Genomic DNA, 15,034 nt, shown 5'->3' with positions numbered 1-15,034 from the left:
GCAAAATGGCACGCGAGTACCCGATTAATCTCTATCGTAACTTCGGCATCATGGCTCACATTGATGCTGGCAAGACGACCACGACCGAACGCATCCTCTACTATACCGGCAAGTCCCATAAGATCGGCGAAGTCCACGACGGCGCCGCGACCATGGACTGGATGGAGCAGGAGCAGGAACGCGGCATTACCATCACGTCCGCTGCCACCACCACGTTCTGGAAAGACCGTGATGGCGTCATGCACCGCTTCAACATCATCGACACTCCCGGCCACGTTGACTTCACCATCGAAGTCGAACGCTCGCTGCGCGTGCTCGACGGTGCCGTTGCTCTGCTCGATGCCAACGCCGGTGTCGAGCCGCAGACGGAAACCGTTTGGCGTCAGGCCGACAAGTACAACGTTCCGCGTCTCATCTTCGTCAACAAGATGGACAAGATCGGCGCCGATTTTTATCGCTGCGTCGAAATGGTCGGCACCCGCCTGGGCGCCAAGGCCGTTCCAGTACAGTTGCCGATCGGCGCTGAAACAGAGTTCAAGGGCGTTGTCGATCTGATCGAGATGAACGCTCTGGTCTGGCGCAATGAGGAGCTGGGTGCACAGTGGGACGTCGTCGAGATTCCGGAAGACCTGAAGGCTAACGCCGTCAAGTATCGCGAACAGATGATCGAAGCCGCTGTCGAACTCGACGACGCTGCTATGGAATCGTACCTGAACGGCGATATGCCGAACAACGATACCATCCGTCGCCTGCTGCGTCGTGGCACGATCGATGCCAAGTTCTTCCTGGTGTTTGCCGGTTCGGCATTCAAGAACAAGGGCGTACAGCCTTTGCTCGACGGCGTTATCGACTTCCTGCCGTCGCCGGCCGACGTTCCTGCTATCCAGGGCATCGATGCCCGTACGGAACAGCCGATCGAGCGCCATGCTGACGATAGTGAACCGCTGGCCATGCTGGCGTTCAAGATCGCCAACGACCCGCACATGGGGACGCTGACGTTCTGCCGCATCTACTCGGGCAAGCTCGAGCAGGGCATGATGCTTGAGAATACCGTCAAGGAAAAGCGCGAGCGCGTTGGTCGTCTGTTCCAGATGCACGCCAACAGCCGTGAGCAGATCACGGAAGCCTTTGCTGGCGACATCGTCGCCATCGTCGGCCTCAAGGACACCACCACTGGTGACACGCTCTGCCCGCAGAACGCTCAGGTTATTCTTGAACGCATGATCTTCCCGGAACCGGTTATCGACATTTCGGTCGAACCGAAGTCTAAGGCCGACCAGGAAAAGATGGGCCTCGCGCTCAACCGCCTGGCCGCAGAAGATCCCACGTTCCGCGTCAAGACCGACGAAGAATCCGGCCAGACCATTATTTCGGGCATGGGCGAACTTCACCTGGACATCCTCGTCGACCGTATGCGTCGCGAGTTCAAGGTGGAAGCAAACATCGGGCAGCCACAGGTGGCTTACCGCGAAACCATCACCAAGACGGCCAATGTGGACTATACCCACAAGAAGCAGTCGGGTGGTTCGGGCCAGTTTGCGCGCGTCAAGCTCACCGTTGAGCCGGGCGAAGTCGGCAAGGGTCTTGAATTCGTCAACGCCGTCGTCGGCGGTTCGGTGCCCAAGGAATATATCCCGGGCGTTGAAAAGGGCGTGAAGTCGGTTATGTCGGCCGGTCCGCTGATCGGGTTCCCGATCGTGGACGTCAAGGTGACGTTGACCGAAGGCGCTTACCACGACGTGGACTCCTCGGTTCTGGCCTTCGAAATCGCTGGTCGTGCAGGCTTCAATGAAGGTCTGCGCAAGGCGGCTCCGAAGATCCTCGAGCCGATCATGAAGGTTGAAGTTGTCACGCCTGAAGATTACATGGGCGACGTCATCGGTGACCTTAATTCACGACGCGGGCAGATTCACGGCACTGAAGGCCGTGGTGTGCTCCAGGTTGTGGATGCCTACGTTCCGCTTGCAAACATGTTCGGTTACGTGAACTCACTGCGCTCGATGAGCCAGGGTCGTGCACAGTACTCGATGACGTTCGATCATTACGAACAGGTTCCGCAGGCAGTCGCCGACGAAGTCCAGGCCAAGTACGCCTAACCATAAACTCAACTCAAGGTTGGCCTTCTGGCTAACGAATACGGAGAATAGCGATGGGCAAGGAAAAGTTTTCCCGCAATAAGCCTCACTGCAACATCGGCACCATTGGTCACGTTGACCATGGCAAGACCTCGTTGACCGCAGCCATCACCAAGGTGCTGGCTGAAACCGGCGGCGCGACCTTCAAGGCGTACGACCAGATCGACGCTGCGCCGGAAGAAAAGGCACGCGGCATCACCATCAATACCGCCCACGTCGAGTACGAGACGGCTAACCGTCACTATGCTCACGTCGATTGCCCAGGCCACGCTGACTATGTGAAGAACATGATCACCGGTGCTGCCCAGATGGACGGCGCGATCCTGGTTGTGTCCGCTGCTGACGGCCCGATGCCGCAGACCCGTGAGCACATCCTGCTTGCCAAGCAGGTCGGCGTGCCAGCAATGGTCGTGTTCCTGAACAAGTGCGACATGGTCGACGATCCGGAATTGCTCGAACTCGTCGAACTGGAAGTTCGTGAACTTCTGACCTCGTACGAATTCCCCGGCGACGACATTCCAATGATCAAGGGTTCGGCTACCGAAGCCTTGAACAACGGCGATGCCAAGCTCGGCCACGACGCTGTTCTGGAACTGATGGCCGCTGTTGACAGCTACATCCCGCAGCCAGAACGCCCGGTTGACCAGCCGTTCCTGCTCCCGATCGAAGACGTGTTCTCGATCTCGGGTCGCGGTACTGTGGTGACCGGCCGTGTCGAACGCGGTATCGTCAAGGTTGGCGAAGAAGTCGAAATCGTCGGCATCAAGGCAACCCAGAAGACCACCGTGACCGGTGTCGAAATGTTCCGCAAGCTGCTCGACTCGGGCCAGGCTGGCGACAACGTCGGCGCACTGATCCGCGGTATCGACCGCACTCAGGTTGAGCGCGGCCAGGTTCTCTGCAAGCCAGGTTCGGTTACCCCGCACACCGACTTCATTGCTGAGGCCTATATCCTCACCAAGGAAGAAGGCGGTCGCCACACTCCGTTCTTCGGCAACTATCGTCCCCAGTTCTACTTCCGTACCACGGACGTGACGGGCATCGTGACCCTGCCAGAAGGCACGGAAATGGTTATGCCGGGCGACAACATCAACATGAACGTTCAGCTCATCGTGCCGATCGCCATGGAAGAAAAGCTCCGCTTTGCTATCCGTGAAGGTGGCCGCACCGTCGGCGCCGGCGTCGTCGCCAAGATCCTGAAGTAATTCAGACACTGAAATGCGCGGCGCGCCCAGCGCGCCGCGGTCCATTTTTCCTTAGGATTGCAACATGAACGGTCAAAATATTCGCATCCGCCTTAAGGCGTTTGACCATCGCGTTCTCGATGCCTCCACGCGCGAAATCGTCCAGACGGCGAAGCGCACGGGTGCTCAGGTCCGCGGTCCGATCCCGCTGCCGACGCGAATTGAGAAGTTTACCGTGAACCGGTCGCCGCACATCGACAAGAAGTCGCGCGAACAGTTCGAGATCCGGACCCACAAGCGTCTGCTGGACATTGTGGATCCGACTCCCCAGACGGTCGATGCTTTGATGAAGCTCGATCTCGCCGCCGGTGTCGACGTCGAAATCAAGCTCTAAGTCACGGACTTTCCGCGCGAACCACCCACAGGGTCCTCTTGAGAACCAATGACCCGGTTCGACGCTAAATTGAAAAGGTAACAACCGATGCGTTCTGGATTGATCGCACAGAAGCTGGGCATGACCCGCATATTCACCGAAGACGGCAATCATGTGCCGGTCACGGTGCTCGGGCTGCAGAACTGCCAGGTGGTAGGCCAGCGGACGTCGGAAAAAGATGGCTATGTCGCGCTGCAGCTCGGCGCAGGGCAGGCCAAGGTGAAGAACACGACCAAGGCAGAACGCGGCCAGTTCGCTGTCGCCAAGGTCGAGCCCAAGCGTCACGTCGCGGAATTCCGCGTCGATGCAGAAAACCTCATCGAGGTTGGTGCGCAGATGCAGGCTGACCACTTTGCTGAAGGCCAGCTGGTCGACGTGACCGGCACCTCCATCGGTAAAGGCTTTGCCGGCGGTATGAAGCGCTGGAACTTCGGTGGTCTGCGCGCTACCCACGGTGTGTCCGTGTCGCACCGTTCGATCGGTTCTACCGGTGGTCGTCAGGACCCGGGTAAGACCTTCAAGAACAAGAAGATGCCTGGCCACATGGGCGATGCTCGCATCACCACGCAGAACCTCAAGGTCGTCAAGACCGACGTGGAACGCGGCCTCATCATGATCCAGGGTTCTGTTCCGGGCGCCAAGGGCGGCTGGATCATGATCAAGGATGCCGTCAAGAAGGCAGCGCCGACCAATGTGTCCTTCCCGGGCTCGTTCAAGGCAGCAGCTGAAGTCCAGGGGGACAGCAAATAATGGAACTCCAGGTCACTTCCCTCGACGGCAAGGCCCAGGGCAGCGTTACGCTGACCGACGCCGTGTTCGGTCTGGACGTGCGTGAAGACATTCTTCACCGCATGGTTCGCTACCAGCAGCTCAAGGCAATGTCCGGTACGCACGATGTCAAGCATCGTTCGGAAGGCGTTCGCACCGGCAAGAAGTTCGTGAAGCAGAAGGGTTCGGGCGGCGCTCGCCATGGCGATCGCAAGGCTCCCCAGTTCCGTGGTGGTGGCCGTGCATTCGGTCCGACTCCGCGTAGCCACGCGATCGATCTGCCCAAGAAGGTTCGCGCTCTTGCACTCAAGCATGCCCTCTCGGCGAAAGCCAAGGCCGGCGAGCTGATCGTGCTGGACAGCGTTGCCACCAAGGCTCCGAAGACTGCTGCTTTGCGCATCACCTTTGGCAAGCTCGAATGGATGAACGCGCTGATCATCGATGGCGCGACCGTCGACCAGAACTTCGCTCTGGCCGCTCGCAACATTCCGCACATTGACGTGCTGCCGGTTCAGGGGATCAACGTTGTTGACATCCTCCGTCGCCAGAAGCTCGTCCTTACCAAAGCAGCGCTCGCAGCGCTCGAGGCAAGGTTCGCATGAATAAGCTCAGCGCTTACGACATCATCCGCAATCCGGTCGTGACTGAAAAGTCGACGATGGCTTCGGAATTCAATCAGGTCGTGTTCGATGTTCGCATCGATGCGTCCAAGCCCGAGATCAAGGCTGCCGTCGAGCAGCTCTTCTCGGTCAAGGTCAAGGCAGTCAATACCAGCGTCCGCAAGGGCAAGGTGAAGCGCTTCCGCGGCAAGATCGGCGTTCGTAATGACGTCAAGAAGGCTGTTGTGACCCTCGTCGACGGCCAGTCGATCGATATTTCGACCGGCCTCTGAGGGGAGAGAGAAAAATGGCTCTAAAACAATACAATCCTACTTCCGAAGGCCGTCGTCATCTGATCACGACCGACCGTTCGGAACTCTGGGGCGGCAAGCCGGTCAAGGGTTTGACCGAAGGCCTGTCCAAGTCCGGTGGTCGTAACAACCGTGGTCGCATCACTGCGTTCCACCGTGGTGGTGGTCACAAGCGGACCTATCGTCTGGTCGATTTCAAGCGCACCAAGTTTGACTCGGTCGGCACCGTCGAGCGTCTGGAATACGATCCCAACCGGACCGCATACATCGCTCTGGTGACCTACGAAGACGGCGAACAGGCTTACATCATTGCGCCACAGCGTCTTGCTGGCGGCGACAAGGTGATCTCGTCGCTGTCCACCGTTGACGTCAAGCCAGGCAATACCATGCCGCTCGAGCGCATGCCGGTCGGTACGATCGTGCATAACATCGAGCTGAAGCCCCGCAAGGGTGGCCAGGTCGCCCGGTCGGCTGGTGCTTACGCCCAGTACGTCGGTCGCGACCAGGGTTGGGCGATCCTTCGCCTGAACTCGGGTGAGCAGCGCCGCGTCCATGGTTCGTGCCTGGCCACCGTTGGTGCCGTGTCGAACCAGGATCACTCCAACACTGCACTCGGCAAGGCCGGTCGCAGCCGTTGGTTGGGCCGCAAGCCAGTCACGCGCGGCGTGGCGATGAACCCGATCGATCACCCGCATGGTGGTGGTGAAGGCCGTACCTCTGGTGGCCGTCACCCGGTTTCGCCATGGGGCAAGCCGACCAAGGGTAAGAAGACCCGCAGCAATAAGGCGACGGACAAGTTTATCGTTCGCTCGCGTCACGTGAAGAAGGGCAGATAAGCCATGACCCGTTCCCTTTGGAAAGGTCCGTTTGTCGACGGCTACATGATCAAGAAGGCCGAGAAGGCCCGTGAATCAGGCCGCAACGACGTCGTCAAGATCTGGAGCCGTCGTTCGACGATCCTGCCCCAGTTCGTTGGCATCACGTTCGGTGTCCACAACGGTCAGAAGCATATCCCGGTCGCCGTGACCGAAGACATGATCGGCCACAAGTTCGGCGAATTCGCGCCAAGCCGTACCTATTACGGTCACGCGGCCGACAAGAAGGCCAAGAGGAAGTAACATGGGCAAGCCAAAAACCCAGCGCGCGCTTGCGGACAACGAGGCCAAGGCTGTGTTGCGCATGCTGCGCATCAGCCCGCAGAAGCTCAACCTTCTGGCTCAGCTGATCCGTGGCAAGAAAGTCGAGAAGGCCTTGGCCGAACTCGAATTCAGCCACAAGCGCATTTCCGGCCAGGTGAAGAAGGTGCTGGAAAGCGCTATCGCCAATGCTGAGAACAATCATGGTCTCGACACCGACGCTCTGGTCGTTGCCGAAGCTTTCGTGGGCAATTCGCTCGTCATGAAGCGTTTCATGGCTCGCGGTCGTGGACGTTCGTCCAAGATCCAGAAGCCATTCGCTCACCTGACGATCATTCTCCGTCAAGTTGAAGAGGCCGCATAATGGGTCAGAAGATCAATCCAATCGGTTTTCGCCTCGGCATCAACCGTACGTGGGACTCTCGTTGGTACGCCAACAAGGGCGAATACGGCAACCTGCTTCAGGAAGATCTGAAGATCCGCACCATGCTGCTTGAAGACCTCAAGGCAGCAGCGGTCTCCAAGATCGTCATCGAGCGTCCGCACCGCAAGTGCCGCGTGTCGATCCACACTGCCCGTCCAGGCATCGTGATCGGCAAGAAGGGCGCTGACATCGACAAGATCCGCGCCAAGGTAAAGAAGTTCACCGACAGCGAAGTCCACATCAACATCGTTGAAGTGCGCAAACCGGAAACCGACGCGACTTTGGTTGCCCAGGGCATTGCCCAGCAGCTGGAACGCCGCGTGGCCTTCCGCCGTGCCATGAAGCGTGCTGTGCAGACTTCGATCCGCATGGGCGCCGGCGGCATCCGCGTCAACGTTGGTGGCCGTCTCGGTGGCGCCGACATCGCTCGTACCGAATGGTACCGCGAAGGTCGCGTTCCACTGCACACGCTGCGGGCTGACATCGACTATGGTACTGCCGAAGCCGCGACCACCTACGGCATCATCGGTATCAAGGTCTGGATTTTCAAAGGCGAAGTGCTCGAGCACGATCCGTCTGCGCATGAACGCCGTGCTACCGAAGGTAGTGAAGGTGGCCAGGCTCAGCAGCAGCGTAGCCCGCGTAACGACCGCGAACGCGCATAAGAAGGTTTAGTTCATTATGCTGCAACCAAAAAAGACGAAGTTCCGCAAGGCCCACAAGGGTCGTATCCATGGCGTTGCCAAGGGCGGTACCGAGCTTGCATTCGGCCAGTACGCTCTCAAGGCGACTGAACCCGAGCGCGTCACTGCACGTCAGATCGAAGCGGCTCGCCGCGCGATCACCCGTGAAATGAAGCGTCAGGGCCGCGTTTGGATCCGTATTTTCCCGGATCTGCCGGTCTCCAAGAAGCCGACTGAAGTCCGCATGGGTAAGGGCAAGGGTTCGGTTGAATTGTGGGCGGCTCGCGTGAAGCCCGGCCGCATCGTATTCGAAATCGACGGCGTCCCTGAGGACGTTGCCAAGGAAGCTCTGCGTCTCGGCGCGATGAAGCTTCCGATCATGACGCGGGTTGTTACCCGCATTGCAGACTAAGGGGTCAAGGCAATGACAACTGCCAAGGATGTGCGGGCGAAGACCCCGGACGAGCTGAAGGATCAGCTCGTTGGCCTGAAGAAAGAACAGTTCAACCTGCGGTTCCAGCGTGCTACTCAGCAGCTCGAATCTCCAGCTCGGGTCAAGCAGGTCCGCCGCGATATCGCGCGGATCAAGACGATCCTGGCTGAAAAAGCAGCGAAATAAGGAGCGGCGGCGATGCCAAAACGCGTTCTGCAGGGGACTGTTGTCTCCGATACCAATGAGAAGACGGTTGTGGTGCGCGTCGAACGCCGCTTTACACATCCCGTGATGAAGAAGACCGTGCGCCGGTCCAAGAAGTACCATGCGCACGATGAAGCTAATGTGGCGAAGATCGGCGACATCGTGTGGATTGAAGAATGCGCACCGATTTCCAAGAACAAGCGCTGGACGCTGGTTCCGACCGCTGCGGCAGCGACGTCTGCTTAACGAATTTAGGATTTAAGGTCGGCGAGCCGGGGACGGTAGGCAGACTTAACAAGAAGGCATCCAGTCATGATTCAGATGCAATCAAATCTCGACGTCGCGGATAACTCCGGCGCGCGTCGCGTCATGTGCATCAAGGTGCTGGGCGGCTCGCATCGCAAATACGCTTCCGTTGGCGACATCATCGTGGTGTCGGTCAAGGACGCTATTCCGCGTGGCCGCGTTAAAAAGGGTCAGGTTATGAAGGCGGTCGTCGTTCGCACCGCATTCGATATCCGTCGCCCCGATGGCACGGTGATCCGTTTCGACAAAAACGCCGCGGTTCTGATCAACAATCAGAAAGAGCCGATCGGCACCCGTATCTTCGGACCGGTTCCACGCGAACTTCGCGCCAAGAACCACATGAAGATCATCTCGCTCGCACCAGAGGTGCTGTAATGGCTGCCAAGATTAAGAAGGGCGACAAGGTTGTCGTCCTGGCTGGCAAGGACAAAGGCAAAACTGGCCAGGTCCTGTCGGTTATCCCGACCGAAACCAAGGCGCTTGTGCAGGGTATCAACCTTGTGCGTCGCCACACCAAGCAAACCGCTTCGACGGAAGCCGGCATCTTCACCAAGGAAGCGCCGATTCATCTGTCGAACATCGCCTTGGCTGACAAGGATGGCAAGGCCACCCGCGTCGGCTTCCAGATCAAAGACGGCGTGAAAACGCGCGTCGCCAAGAGCACCGGAGATGTGATCGATGGCTGAGACAGCTTACGTCCCACGTCTGCGTACCGAGTACGAAGACAATATTCGCAAGGTGCTCCAGGAGCAGTTCTCTTACAAGAACTCCATGGAGCTGCCAAAGCTCGACAAGATCGTCCTGAACATGGGCGTTGGCGAAGCCGTCAACGATACCAAGAAGGTCAAGATCGCTGCGGCCGACATGGAAAAGATTGCTGGTCAGAAGCCGGTCATCACTTTCGCCCGCAAGTCGATCGCTGGCTTCAAGGTTCGCGAAGACATGCCGCTTGGCGTCAAGGTGACCCTGCGTAAGACGCGCATGTATGAATTCCTCGACCGCCTGGTCAACATCGCGCTGCCGCGCGTTCGCGACTTCCGCGGCCTGAACCCGAATTCGTTCGACGGCGCCGGCAATTATGCTATGGGCATCAAGGAACATATCATTTTCCCAGAAATCAACTACGATCAGGTTGATCAGGTCTGGGGCATGGACATCGTGGTTTGCACGACGGCCAAGACGGATGATGAAGCCCGTGCGCTTCTCAAGGCTTTCAACTTCCCTTTCCGCCAGTAAGCGGGCAGGGGAAGGCATAAGGATCAGGACATGGCCAAGACCAGCTCCATCGTAAAGAACAACAAGCGCAAGGCTCTTGCGAAGCAGTATGCGCCCAAGCGCGCTGCCCTCAAGGCGCTCAGCAAGGACCAGTCGGCTTCTCCGGAAGACCGTTTTGGCGCCCAGCTCAAGCTCGCTGAACTGCCGCGTAACTCGGCCCCCGGCCGCGTTCGCAACCGCTGTGAAGTGTCGGGCCGTCCGCGTGGCTTCTATCGCAAGCTGAAGCTGAGCCGTATCGCGCTGCGCCAGCTGGGCAATCTGGGCCAGATCCCAGGCCTGGTTAAGTCGAGCTGGTAAGGAGAGAAGAAGATGAGCCTTACAGATCCCATCGGGGATATGCTGACCCGCATCCGCAATGCGCAGATGCGTCGCAAGAATTCCGTTTCGACCCCAGCTTCGACCCTTCGCGGTCGCGTGCTGGACGTTCTCCAGTCCGAGGGTTTTATCCGCGGCTACTCCGAGACCAAGTTCGAGAACGGTGCTGCTGAGTACGAGATCGAACTCAAGTACTCGGACAACGAAGCTGTTATCCGCACGATCGAACGCGTTTCGCGTCCTGGCCGTCGCGTTTACGCCTCGGTCAAGAACATTCCGCAGGTCGCTAACGGCCTCGGCGTATCGATCCTGTCGACGCCCAAGGGCGTGATGGCAGACCACGAAGCAAAGGCTGCCAATGTCGGCGGCGAGGTACTCTGCCGCGTGTTCTAATGCCTTGGCATTGGATGCGCGGTAAGACGATGACTCAAAGGTAGAATGAAATGTCCCGTACGGGTAAGAAACCGGTCGCTCCTGTGAGCGGTGTGACAGTGACCATCAATGGTCACAACATCGCTGTGAAGGGCCCCAAGGGCGAGTTGACCCTCGCACTCATGGATGTCGTGAACGCCGAGCAGACCGCCGAAGGCGTGGTCATCACTCCCGCGAACGACACGCGCGAAGCACGCGCCGCCTGGGGCACCATGCGCGCTCTGATCCAGAACATGGTGACGGGTGTCAGCGCCGGTTACGAACGCCGCTTGAACATTCAGGGCGTGGGTTATCGCGCCGCGCTTCAGGGCAAGGACATCAAGCTGTCGCTTGGGTTTAGCCACGAAGTGATCTATGTACCGCCTGCAGGAATCACGCTTGCTGTGCCGGCGCCGACGGAAATCGTCATCACCGGTATCGATAAGCAGGTTGTTGGGCAGGTTGCCGCCAATATCCGTGAGTATCGCAAGCCAGAGCCCTACAAGGGCAAGGGCGTACGTTATGCGGGCGAGTTCGTCTTCCGCAAAGAAGGCAAGAAGAAGTAAGGAGCGCCTGCGATGGCTATCAGCAATAAGGGCGCAGAGCGCCGCAAAGCCCGCGTTCGCAAGGCGCTCAAGGCACGTGCATTTGGACGGCCCCGTCTGTCGGTCTTCCGTTCGGACAAGAATATCTACGCGCAGATCATCGATGATACGACGGGCCGTACCCTTGCCGCAGCTTCCACGCTCGACAAGGACATCAAGGCAACCGTCAAGAACGGTGGGACTGCCGAAGCCGCAGCTACGATCGGCAAGCTGATCGCCGAGCGCGGCACCAAGGCTGGCGTGGCCGAAGTGATCTTCGATCGCGGCGCCTACATTTATCACGGCCGGGTCAAGGCCCTGGCAGACGCTGCCCGTGAGGGCGGCCTGCAGTTCTGATCCAGCGCGAGAAAGAAAACAAAATGAGCAGAGACGTTCAAGAACGCGATAGCGAATTTGTCGACCGCCTGGTCCACATCAACCGCGTTGCTAAAGTGGTGAAGGGTGGCCGTCGTTTCGGTTTCGCTGCACTCGTCGTCGTTGGCGACCAGAAGGGTCGCGTTGGTTTTGGTCACGGTAAGGCCCGCGAAGTTCCAGAAGCAATCCGCAAGGCCACCGAGGCGGCCAAGCGCACCATGATCCGCGTGCCGCTGCGCGACGGTCGCACATTGCACCATGACGTTACCGGCCGCCACGGCGCCGGCAAGGTCATTCTGCGTGCTGCCGTTCCGGGTACTGGCATCATTGCGGGTGGTCCGATGCGCGCTGTGTTTGAGACCCTTGGCATCAACGACATTGTCGCCAAGTCGCAGGGTTCCGCGAACCCCTATAACATGGTGCGTGCGACGTTTGACGCGCTCAAGCATGTCGATAGCCCACGCTCGGTCGCTTCGCGTCGTGGTTTGAAGGTTTCGGAATTGCAGGCTCGCCGCGGCGAAACTGCAGTCGAAGCTTGATCCGGCTGACGGAGAGATAAGATGGCAAAAGCAAAAACTCTGGTTGTGAAGCAGATCGGTTCGCCGATCCGCCGCGACAAGGTGCAGCGCGCGACCCTGATCGGTCTCGGGCTCAACAAGATGAACAAAGAGCGCGAGCTGCTTGATACGCCCGAAGTGCGCGGCATGATCAACAAGCTCCCGCATCTCGTCCGCGTCGTCGGCGAGTAAAAGGTAGCTTCGACATGACCCGTTTGAACGAACTTCGCGACAATCCCGGCGCCAACAAGATCCGCATTCGTGTCGGTCGCGGTATTGGCTCGGGCAAGGGCAAGACCGGTGGCCGCGGCGGCAAGGGCCAGACAGCGCGTTCCGGCGTTGCTATCAACGGCTTCGAAGGCGGCCAGATGCCCCTTCACATGCGTATGCCAAAGCGCGGCTTCAACGCGCTGAACCCGGGCGACTGGAATGAGGTCCGTATCGACCGCATCCAGAACTACATCGACTCCGGCAAGCTCGACGCCAAAGGCGTGATCGATGCAGCAGCACTGATCGCTGCCCGCGTGATCCGTCGTCCAAAGGACGGCGTTCGTCTGATCGGTGCCGAGGGCTTCACGTCCAAGAAAGTCACCTTCAAGGTCGATTATGCGACCAAGGGTGCACTTGCCGCTATTGAAACCGCTGGTGGCAAGGTCGATATCATTCCGGCCAAGGCGCCGTGGAAGAAAGCCCCACGCGCCGAGTAATCCACTCGGCAGGGCGCGCCCGGTAAACCGGGGGCGCTCTTCTGGTTTGTGGCGTGAGGGCTGCGGTGCAACTGCTCCCAAGCGCTCCGAGCGCACCTGGCAAACTGGCCTTAGGGAGCGATAAATGGCGTCCGCAGCCGAGCAGCTTGCTCGTAATCTGAATTTTTCGACCTTCTCCAAGGCGAAAGCCCTGCAGCAGCGCATCTGGTTTACACTGGGCGCGCTGCTTGTCTATCGTCTGGGCACTTTCATCCCGGTTCCCGGCATTGATCCTGACGCCTTCCGTGCCACCTTCGAGCAATCGGAGAAGGGCATTCTGGGCATGTTCAACATGTTCGCCGGCGGTGCCGTGCAACGCATGGCGATCTTTGCGCTGAACCTTATCCCATACATCACCGCCTCGATCGTCGTGCAGGTGATCGCCACCGCTTCTCCGCGCCTCGAGGCGATGAAGAAGGAAGGCGAAGCTGGCCGTCGCAAGATGAACCAGTACACCCGCTATCTGGCGGTCGTGTTCTGCGCCGTCCAGGCCTATGGCATCTCGGTGGGTCTCGAAGCCAGCCAGGGCGTGGTGCTCAATCCGGGCTGGTTCTTCCGTATTTCCACGGTAGTGACCCTGGTCGGCGGCACCATGTTCCTGATGTGGCTGGGCGAACAGATCACCGCGCGCGGCGTCGGCAACGGCATTTCGCTGATCATTTTCGCCGGTATCGTGGCCAACCTGCCCAATACCATTATCCAGACCATGGAACTGAGCCGCACTGGCGCGTTGCCGACACTGGCAGCTGTTGGCGTGCTGGTGCTGTCTGTTGGCGTGATTGCGTTTATCGTGTTCTTCGAACGCGCCCAGCGCCGTCTGCTGATCCAGTACCCAAAGCGCCAGGTCGGCAACAAGATGTTCCAGGGCGAAAGCTCGCATCTGCCGCTGAAGCTGAATACCTCGGGTGTTATTCCCGTGATTTTTGGCTCGTCGCTGCTGCTGCTGCCGGCCACGATTGCGACGTTTGCGGCTCAGGGGAACGCGCCGGTCTGGTTGCAGACCATTACGGCCATGCTTGGCCGCGGCCAGCCGCTCTATCTGACGCTGTTTGCCGTGTTCATCATCTTCTTCTCGTTCTTCTACACTGCCATCGTGTTCAACCCGGTTGAAACCGCTGACAACCTGAAGCGCTCCGGCGGTTTCATTCCGGGCATCCGCCCGGGTGAACGCACCGCCCAGCACATCGACTATGTGCTGACCCGCATCACTGTTGCCGGCGCTCTCTACCTCACAGTCGTGGCGCTGATTCCTGAAATCATCCACAACCAGCTGGCTGTCAGCCAGTTCATCGGCGGTACCTCGCTGCTGATCATGGTGACAGTGACGCTGGATACGGTCAGCCAGATCCAGAGCCATCTGATTGCCCAGCAGTATGAAGGGCTGGTCAAGAAGTCCCGTCTGGGTGGAGGAAAGCGTCGATGAGGCTGATTCTCTTAGGGCCTCCGGGCGCAGGGAAGGGCACTCAGGCCAAGATTTTGGTCGAAGCCTTCGGCATTCCGCAATTGTCGACCGGTGACATTCTTCGGTCCGCCATTGCCGCCAGGACCCCGATGGGTCTTGCTGCCAAGGAAATTATGGATCGGGGCGACCTGGTCTCTGACGCTGTGGTGAATGGCATCGTGTCGGAGCGTCTCGACGCTGCGGACTGCAAGCCGGGCTTCATCCTCGACGGCTTCCCGCGCACCATCGCGCAGGCAGAGGCGCTTGATACCATGCTGGCGGACAAGGGACTTGCCCTCAACGCCGTCATCGAGATCAAGGCCGATGTCGATGTGCTGGTGCAGCGCGTCGTCAGCCGGGGGAAGGAAACGGGCGGCCGTGCCGATGACAACGAAGAAGTGCTGCGCAAGCGCCTCAACGTTTATACCGAGCAGACCGCGCCACTCGTTGCCTATTATGCCGACAAGGGCCTGCTCAAGGTCGTCGATGGCATGGAAGCTGTCGAACAGGTAACCGCCAAGATCAAGGCGGCTATCGGAAACTAAGCAAATCGGACCCGCCTTGCCAGTTGACTCAGGCTGGGCTTGTCCTTATGAACCGCGTCAGTCTCAGGATTATTGGGCTGGATTCGGTTTCTCAATTAGGTTGGGGGTCGAAATCCGGTCCCTTGTTGTTTAACGGCACGGGCCGTGATGGTCACCGTGTTGAATGAAG

At 59.0% G+C, this 15,034-nt stretch carries 25 protein-coding genes; all 25 read left to right on the top strand.

Annotation, left to right across the window (positions count from 1 at the left end):
- Positions 1 to 5: 5 nt before the first annotated feature.
- The 25 genes from fusA to ABIT12_RS12820 all read left to right on the top strand — a co-directional run bounded on the left by fusA (position 6) and on the right by ABIT12_RS12820 (position 14,865).
- Positions 6 to 2,096: an elongation factor G gene (gene fusA, locus ABIT12_RS12940; protein WP_348042688.1), complete on the top strand. Its 2,091-nt coding sequence runs from the start codon at positions 6 to 8 to the stop codon at positions 2,094 to 2,096.
- Positions 2,097 to 2,149: 53 nt separating this feature from the next.
- Positions 2,150 to 3,340 carry an elongation factor Tu gene (gene tuf, locus ABIT12_RS12935; RefSeq protein ID WP_348042687.1) on the top strand — a complete coding sequence of 397 codons (1,191 nt, stop codon included), beginning with the start codon at positions 2,150 to 2,152 and terminating at the stop codon, positions 3,338 to 3,340.
- A gap of 64 nt (positions 3,341 to 3,404) precedes the next feature.
- The gene (rpsJ, locus tag ABIT12_RS12930) at positions 3,405 to 3,713 is read left to right on the top strand and encodes a 30S ribosomal protein S10 (RefSeq protein ID WP_348042686.1); all 309 of its coding nucleotides are present in this window, start codon (positions 3,405 to 3,407) and stop codon (positions 3,711 to 3,713) included.
- An 87-nt stretch (positions 3,714 to 3,800) separates the two neighbouring features.
- A complete protein-coding gene (gene rplC / locus ABIT12_RS12925) occupies positions 3,801 to 4,502 on the top strand; it encodes a 50S ribosomal protein L3 (protein WP_348042685.1) in 702 nt (233 codons plus the stop codon).
- On the top strand, positions 4,502 to 5,122 hold the full coding sequence (gene rplD, locus ABIT12_RS12920; protein WP_348042684.1) for a 50S ribosomal protein L4: 621 nt from the start codon (positions 4,502 to 4,504) through the stop codon (positions 5,120 to 5,122). Before rplC ends, rplD begins: the two co-directional genes overlap by 1 nt.
- Positions 5,119 to 5,412, top strand: coding sequence for a 50S ribosomal protein L23 (locus ABIT12_RS12915; protein WP_348042683.1), 294 nt, complete (start codon positions 5,119 to 5,121; stop codon positions 5,410 to 5,412). The genes rplD and ABIT12_RS12915 overlap by 4 nt, the downstream gene beginning before the upstream one ends.
- Positions 5,413 to 5,426: 14 nt before the next feature.
- Positions 5,427 to 6,266: a 50S ribosomal protein L2 gene (gene rplB, locus ABIT12_RS12910; RefSeq protein ID WP_348042682.1), complete on the top strand. Its 840-nt coding sequence runs from the start codon at positions 5,427 to 5,429 to the stop codon at positions 6,264 to 6,266.
- Between the two features lie 3 nt (positions 6,267 to 6,269).
- A complete protein-coding gene (gene rpsS / locus ABIT12_RS12905) occupies positions 6,270 to 6,548 on the top strand; it encodes a 30S ribosomal protein S19 (RefSeq protein WP_348042681.1) in 279 nt (92 codons plus the stop codon).
- 1 nt (position 6,549) lies between these two features.
- Complete coding sequence (gene rplV, locus ABIT12_RS12900) at positions 6,550 to 6,930, top strand: 50S ribosomal protein L22 (protein ID WP_348042680.1); 381 nt, start codon at positions 6,550 to 6,552, stop codon at positions 6,928 to 6,930.
- The gene (gene rpsC, locus ABIT12_RS12895; protein ID WP_348042679.1) at positions 6,930 to 7,655 is read left to right on the top strand and encodes a 30S ribosomal protein S3; all 726 of its coding nucleotides are present in this window, start codon (positions 6,930 to 6,932) and stop codon (positions 7,653 to 7,655) included. The genes rplV and rpsC overlap by 1 nt, the downstream gene beginning before the upstream one ends.
- A gap of 16 nt (positions 7,656 to 7,671) precedes the next feature.
- Positions 7,672 to 8,085, top strand: a complete 414-nt coding sequence (gene rplP / locus ABIT12_RS12890; RefSeq protein ID WP_046136746.1) for a 50S ribosomal protein L16 — start codon at positions 7,672 to 7,674, stop codon at positions 8,083 to 8,085.
- 12 nt (positions 8,086 to 8,097) lie between these two features.
- Positions 8,098 to 8,292, top strand: coding sequence for a 50S ribosomal protein L29 (gene rpmC / locus ABIT12_RS12885; protein ID WP_348042678.1), 195 nt, complete (start codon positions 8,098 to 8,100; stop codon positions 8,290 to 8,292).
- A 12-nt stretch (positions 8,293 to 8,304) separates the two neighbouring features.
- Positions 8,305 to 8,556: a 30S ribosomal protein S17 gene (rpsQ, locus tag ABIT12_RS12880; RefSeq protein WP_348042677.1), complete on the top strand. Its 252-nt coding sequence runs from the start codon at positions 8,305 to 8,307 to the stop codon at positions 8,554 to 8,556.
- A gap of 66 nt (positions 8,557 to 8,622) precedes the next feature.
- Positions 8,623 to 8,991 carry a 50S ribosomal protein L14 gene (gene rplN, locus ABIT12_RS12875; protein ID WP_035102635.1) on the top strand — a complete coding sequence of 123 codons (369 nt, stop codon included), beginning with the start codon at positions 8,623 to 8,625 and terminating at the stop codon, positions 8,989 to 8,991.
- Positions 8,991 to 9,302, top strand: coding sequence for a 50S ribosomal protein L24 (gene rplX, locus ABIT12_RS12870; protein ID WP_348042676.1), 312 nt, complete (start codon positions 8,991 to 8,993; stop codon positions 9,300 to 9,302). Before rplN ends, rplX begins: the two co-directional genes overlap by 1 nt.
- Positions 9,295 to 9,852, top strand: a complete 558-nt coding sequence (gene rplE / locus ABIT12_RS12865; protein WP_348042675.1) for a 50S ribosomal protein L5 — start codon at positions 9,295 to 9,297, stop codon at positions 9,850 to 9,852. The genes rplX and rplE overlap by 8 nt, the downstream gene beginning before the upstream one ends.
- A gap of 30 nt (positions 9,853 to 9,882) precedes the next feature.
- The gene (rpsN, locus tag ABIT12_RS12860; RefSeq protein ID WP_348042674.1) at positions 9,883 to 10,188 is read left to right on the top strand and encodes a 30S ribosomal protein S14; all 306 of its coding nucleotides are present in this window, start codon (positions 9,883 to 9,885) and stop codon (positions 10,186 to 10,188) included.
- A gap of 12 nt (positions 10,189 to 10,200) precedes the next feature.
- Positions 10,201 to 10,599 (top strand): 30S ribosomal protein S8, encoded by a 399-nt coding sequence (gene rpsH, locus ABIT12_RS12855; protein ID WP_348042673.1) that lies wholly within the window; start codon positions 10,201 to 10,203, stop codon positions 10,597 to 10,599.
- Between the two features lie 50 nt (positions 10,600 to 10,649).
- The gene (gene rplF, locus ABIT12_RS12850) at positions 10,650 to 11,183 is read left to right on the top strand and encodes a 50S ribosomal protein L6 (RefSeq protein ID WP_348042672.1); all 534 of its coding nucleotides are present in this window, start codon (positions 10,650 to 10,652) and stop codon (positions 11,181 to 11,183) included.
- Positions 11,184 to 11,195: 12 nt separating this feature from the next.
- The gene (rplR, locus tag ABIT12_RS12845) at positions 11,196 to 11,558 is read left to right on the top strand and encodes a 50S ribosomal protein L18 (RefSeq protein WP_348042671.1); all 363 of its coding nucleotides are present in this window, start codon (positions 11,196 to 11,198) and stop codon (positions 11,556 to 11,558) included.
- Between the two features lie 23 nt (positions 11,559 to 11,581).
- Complete coding sequence (gene rpsE / locus ABIT12_RS12840) at positions 11,582 to 12,115, top strand: 30S ribosomal protein S5 (RefSeq protein ID WP_348042670.1); 534 nt, start codon at positions 11,582 to 11,584, stop codon at positions 12,113 to 12,115.
- 21 nt (positions 12,116 to 12,136) lie between these two features.
- On the top strand, positions 12,137 to 12,325 hold the full coding sequence (gene rpmD, locus ABIT12_RS12835) for a 50S ribosomal protein L30 (protein ID WP_348042669.1): 189 nt from the start codon (positions 12,137 to 12,139) through the stop codon (positions 12,323 to 12,325).
- A gap of 14 nt (positions 12,326 to 12,339) precedes the next feature.
- A complete protein-coding gene (rplO, locus tag ABIT12_RS12830) occupies positions 12,340 to 12,840 on the top strand; it encodes a 50S ribosomal protein L15 (protein WP_348042668.1) in 501 nt (166 codons plus the stop codon).
- 124 nt (positions 12,841 to 12,964) lie between these two features.
- Positions 12,965 to 14,302 (top strand): preprotein translocase subunit SecY, encoded by a 1,338-nt coding sequence (gene secY / locus ABIT12_RS12825; protein WP_348042667.1) that lies wholly within the window; start codon positions 12,965 to 12,967, stop codon positions 14,300 to 14,302.
- Positions 14,299 to 14,865, top strand: coding sequence for an adenylate kinase (locus ABIT12_RS12820; RefSeq protein ID WP_348042666.1), 567 nt, complete (start codon positions 14,299 to 14,301; stop codon positions 14,863 to 14,865). The genes secY and ABIT12_RS12820 overlap by 4 nt, the downstream gene beginning before the upstream one ends.
- Positions 14,866 to 15,034 lie beyond the last annotated feature (169 nt).

It is taken from the genome of Devosia sp., assembly GCF_039927955.1.
Classification (GTDB): Bacteria; Pseudomonadota; Alphaproteobacteria; order Rhizobiales; family Devosiaceae; genus Devosia.
Note: the sequence above shows the minus strand (reverse complement) of the source record. Positions and strands in the feature narration are given on the sequence as shown.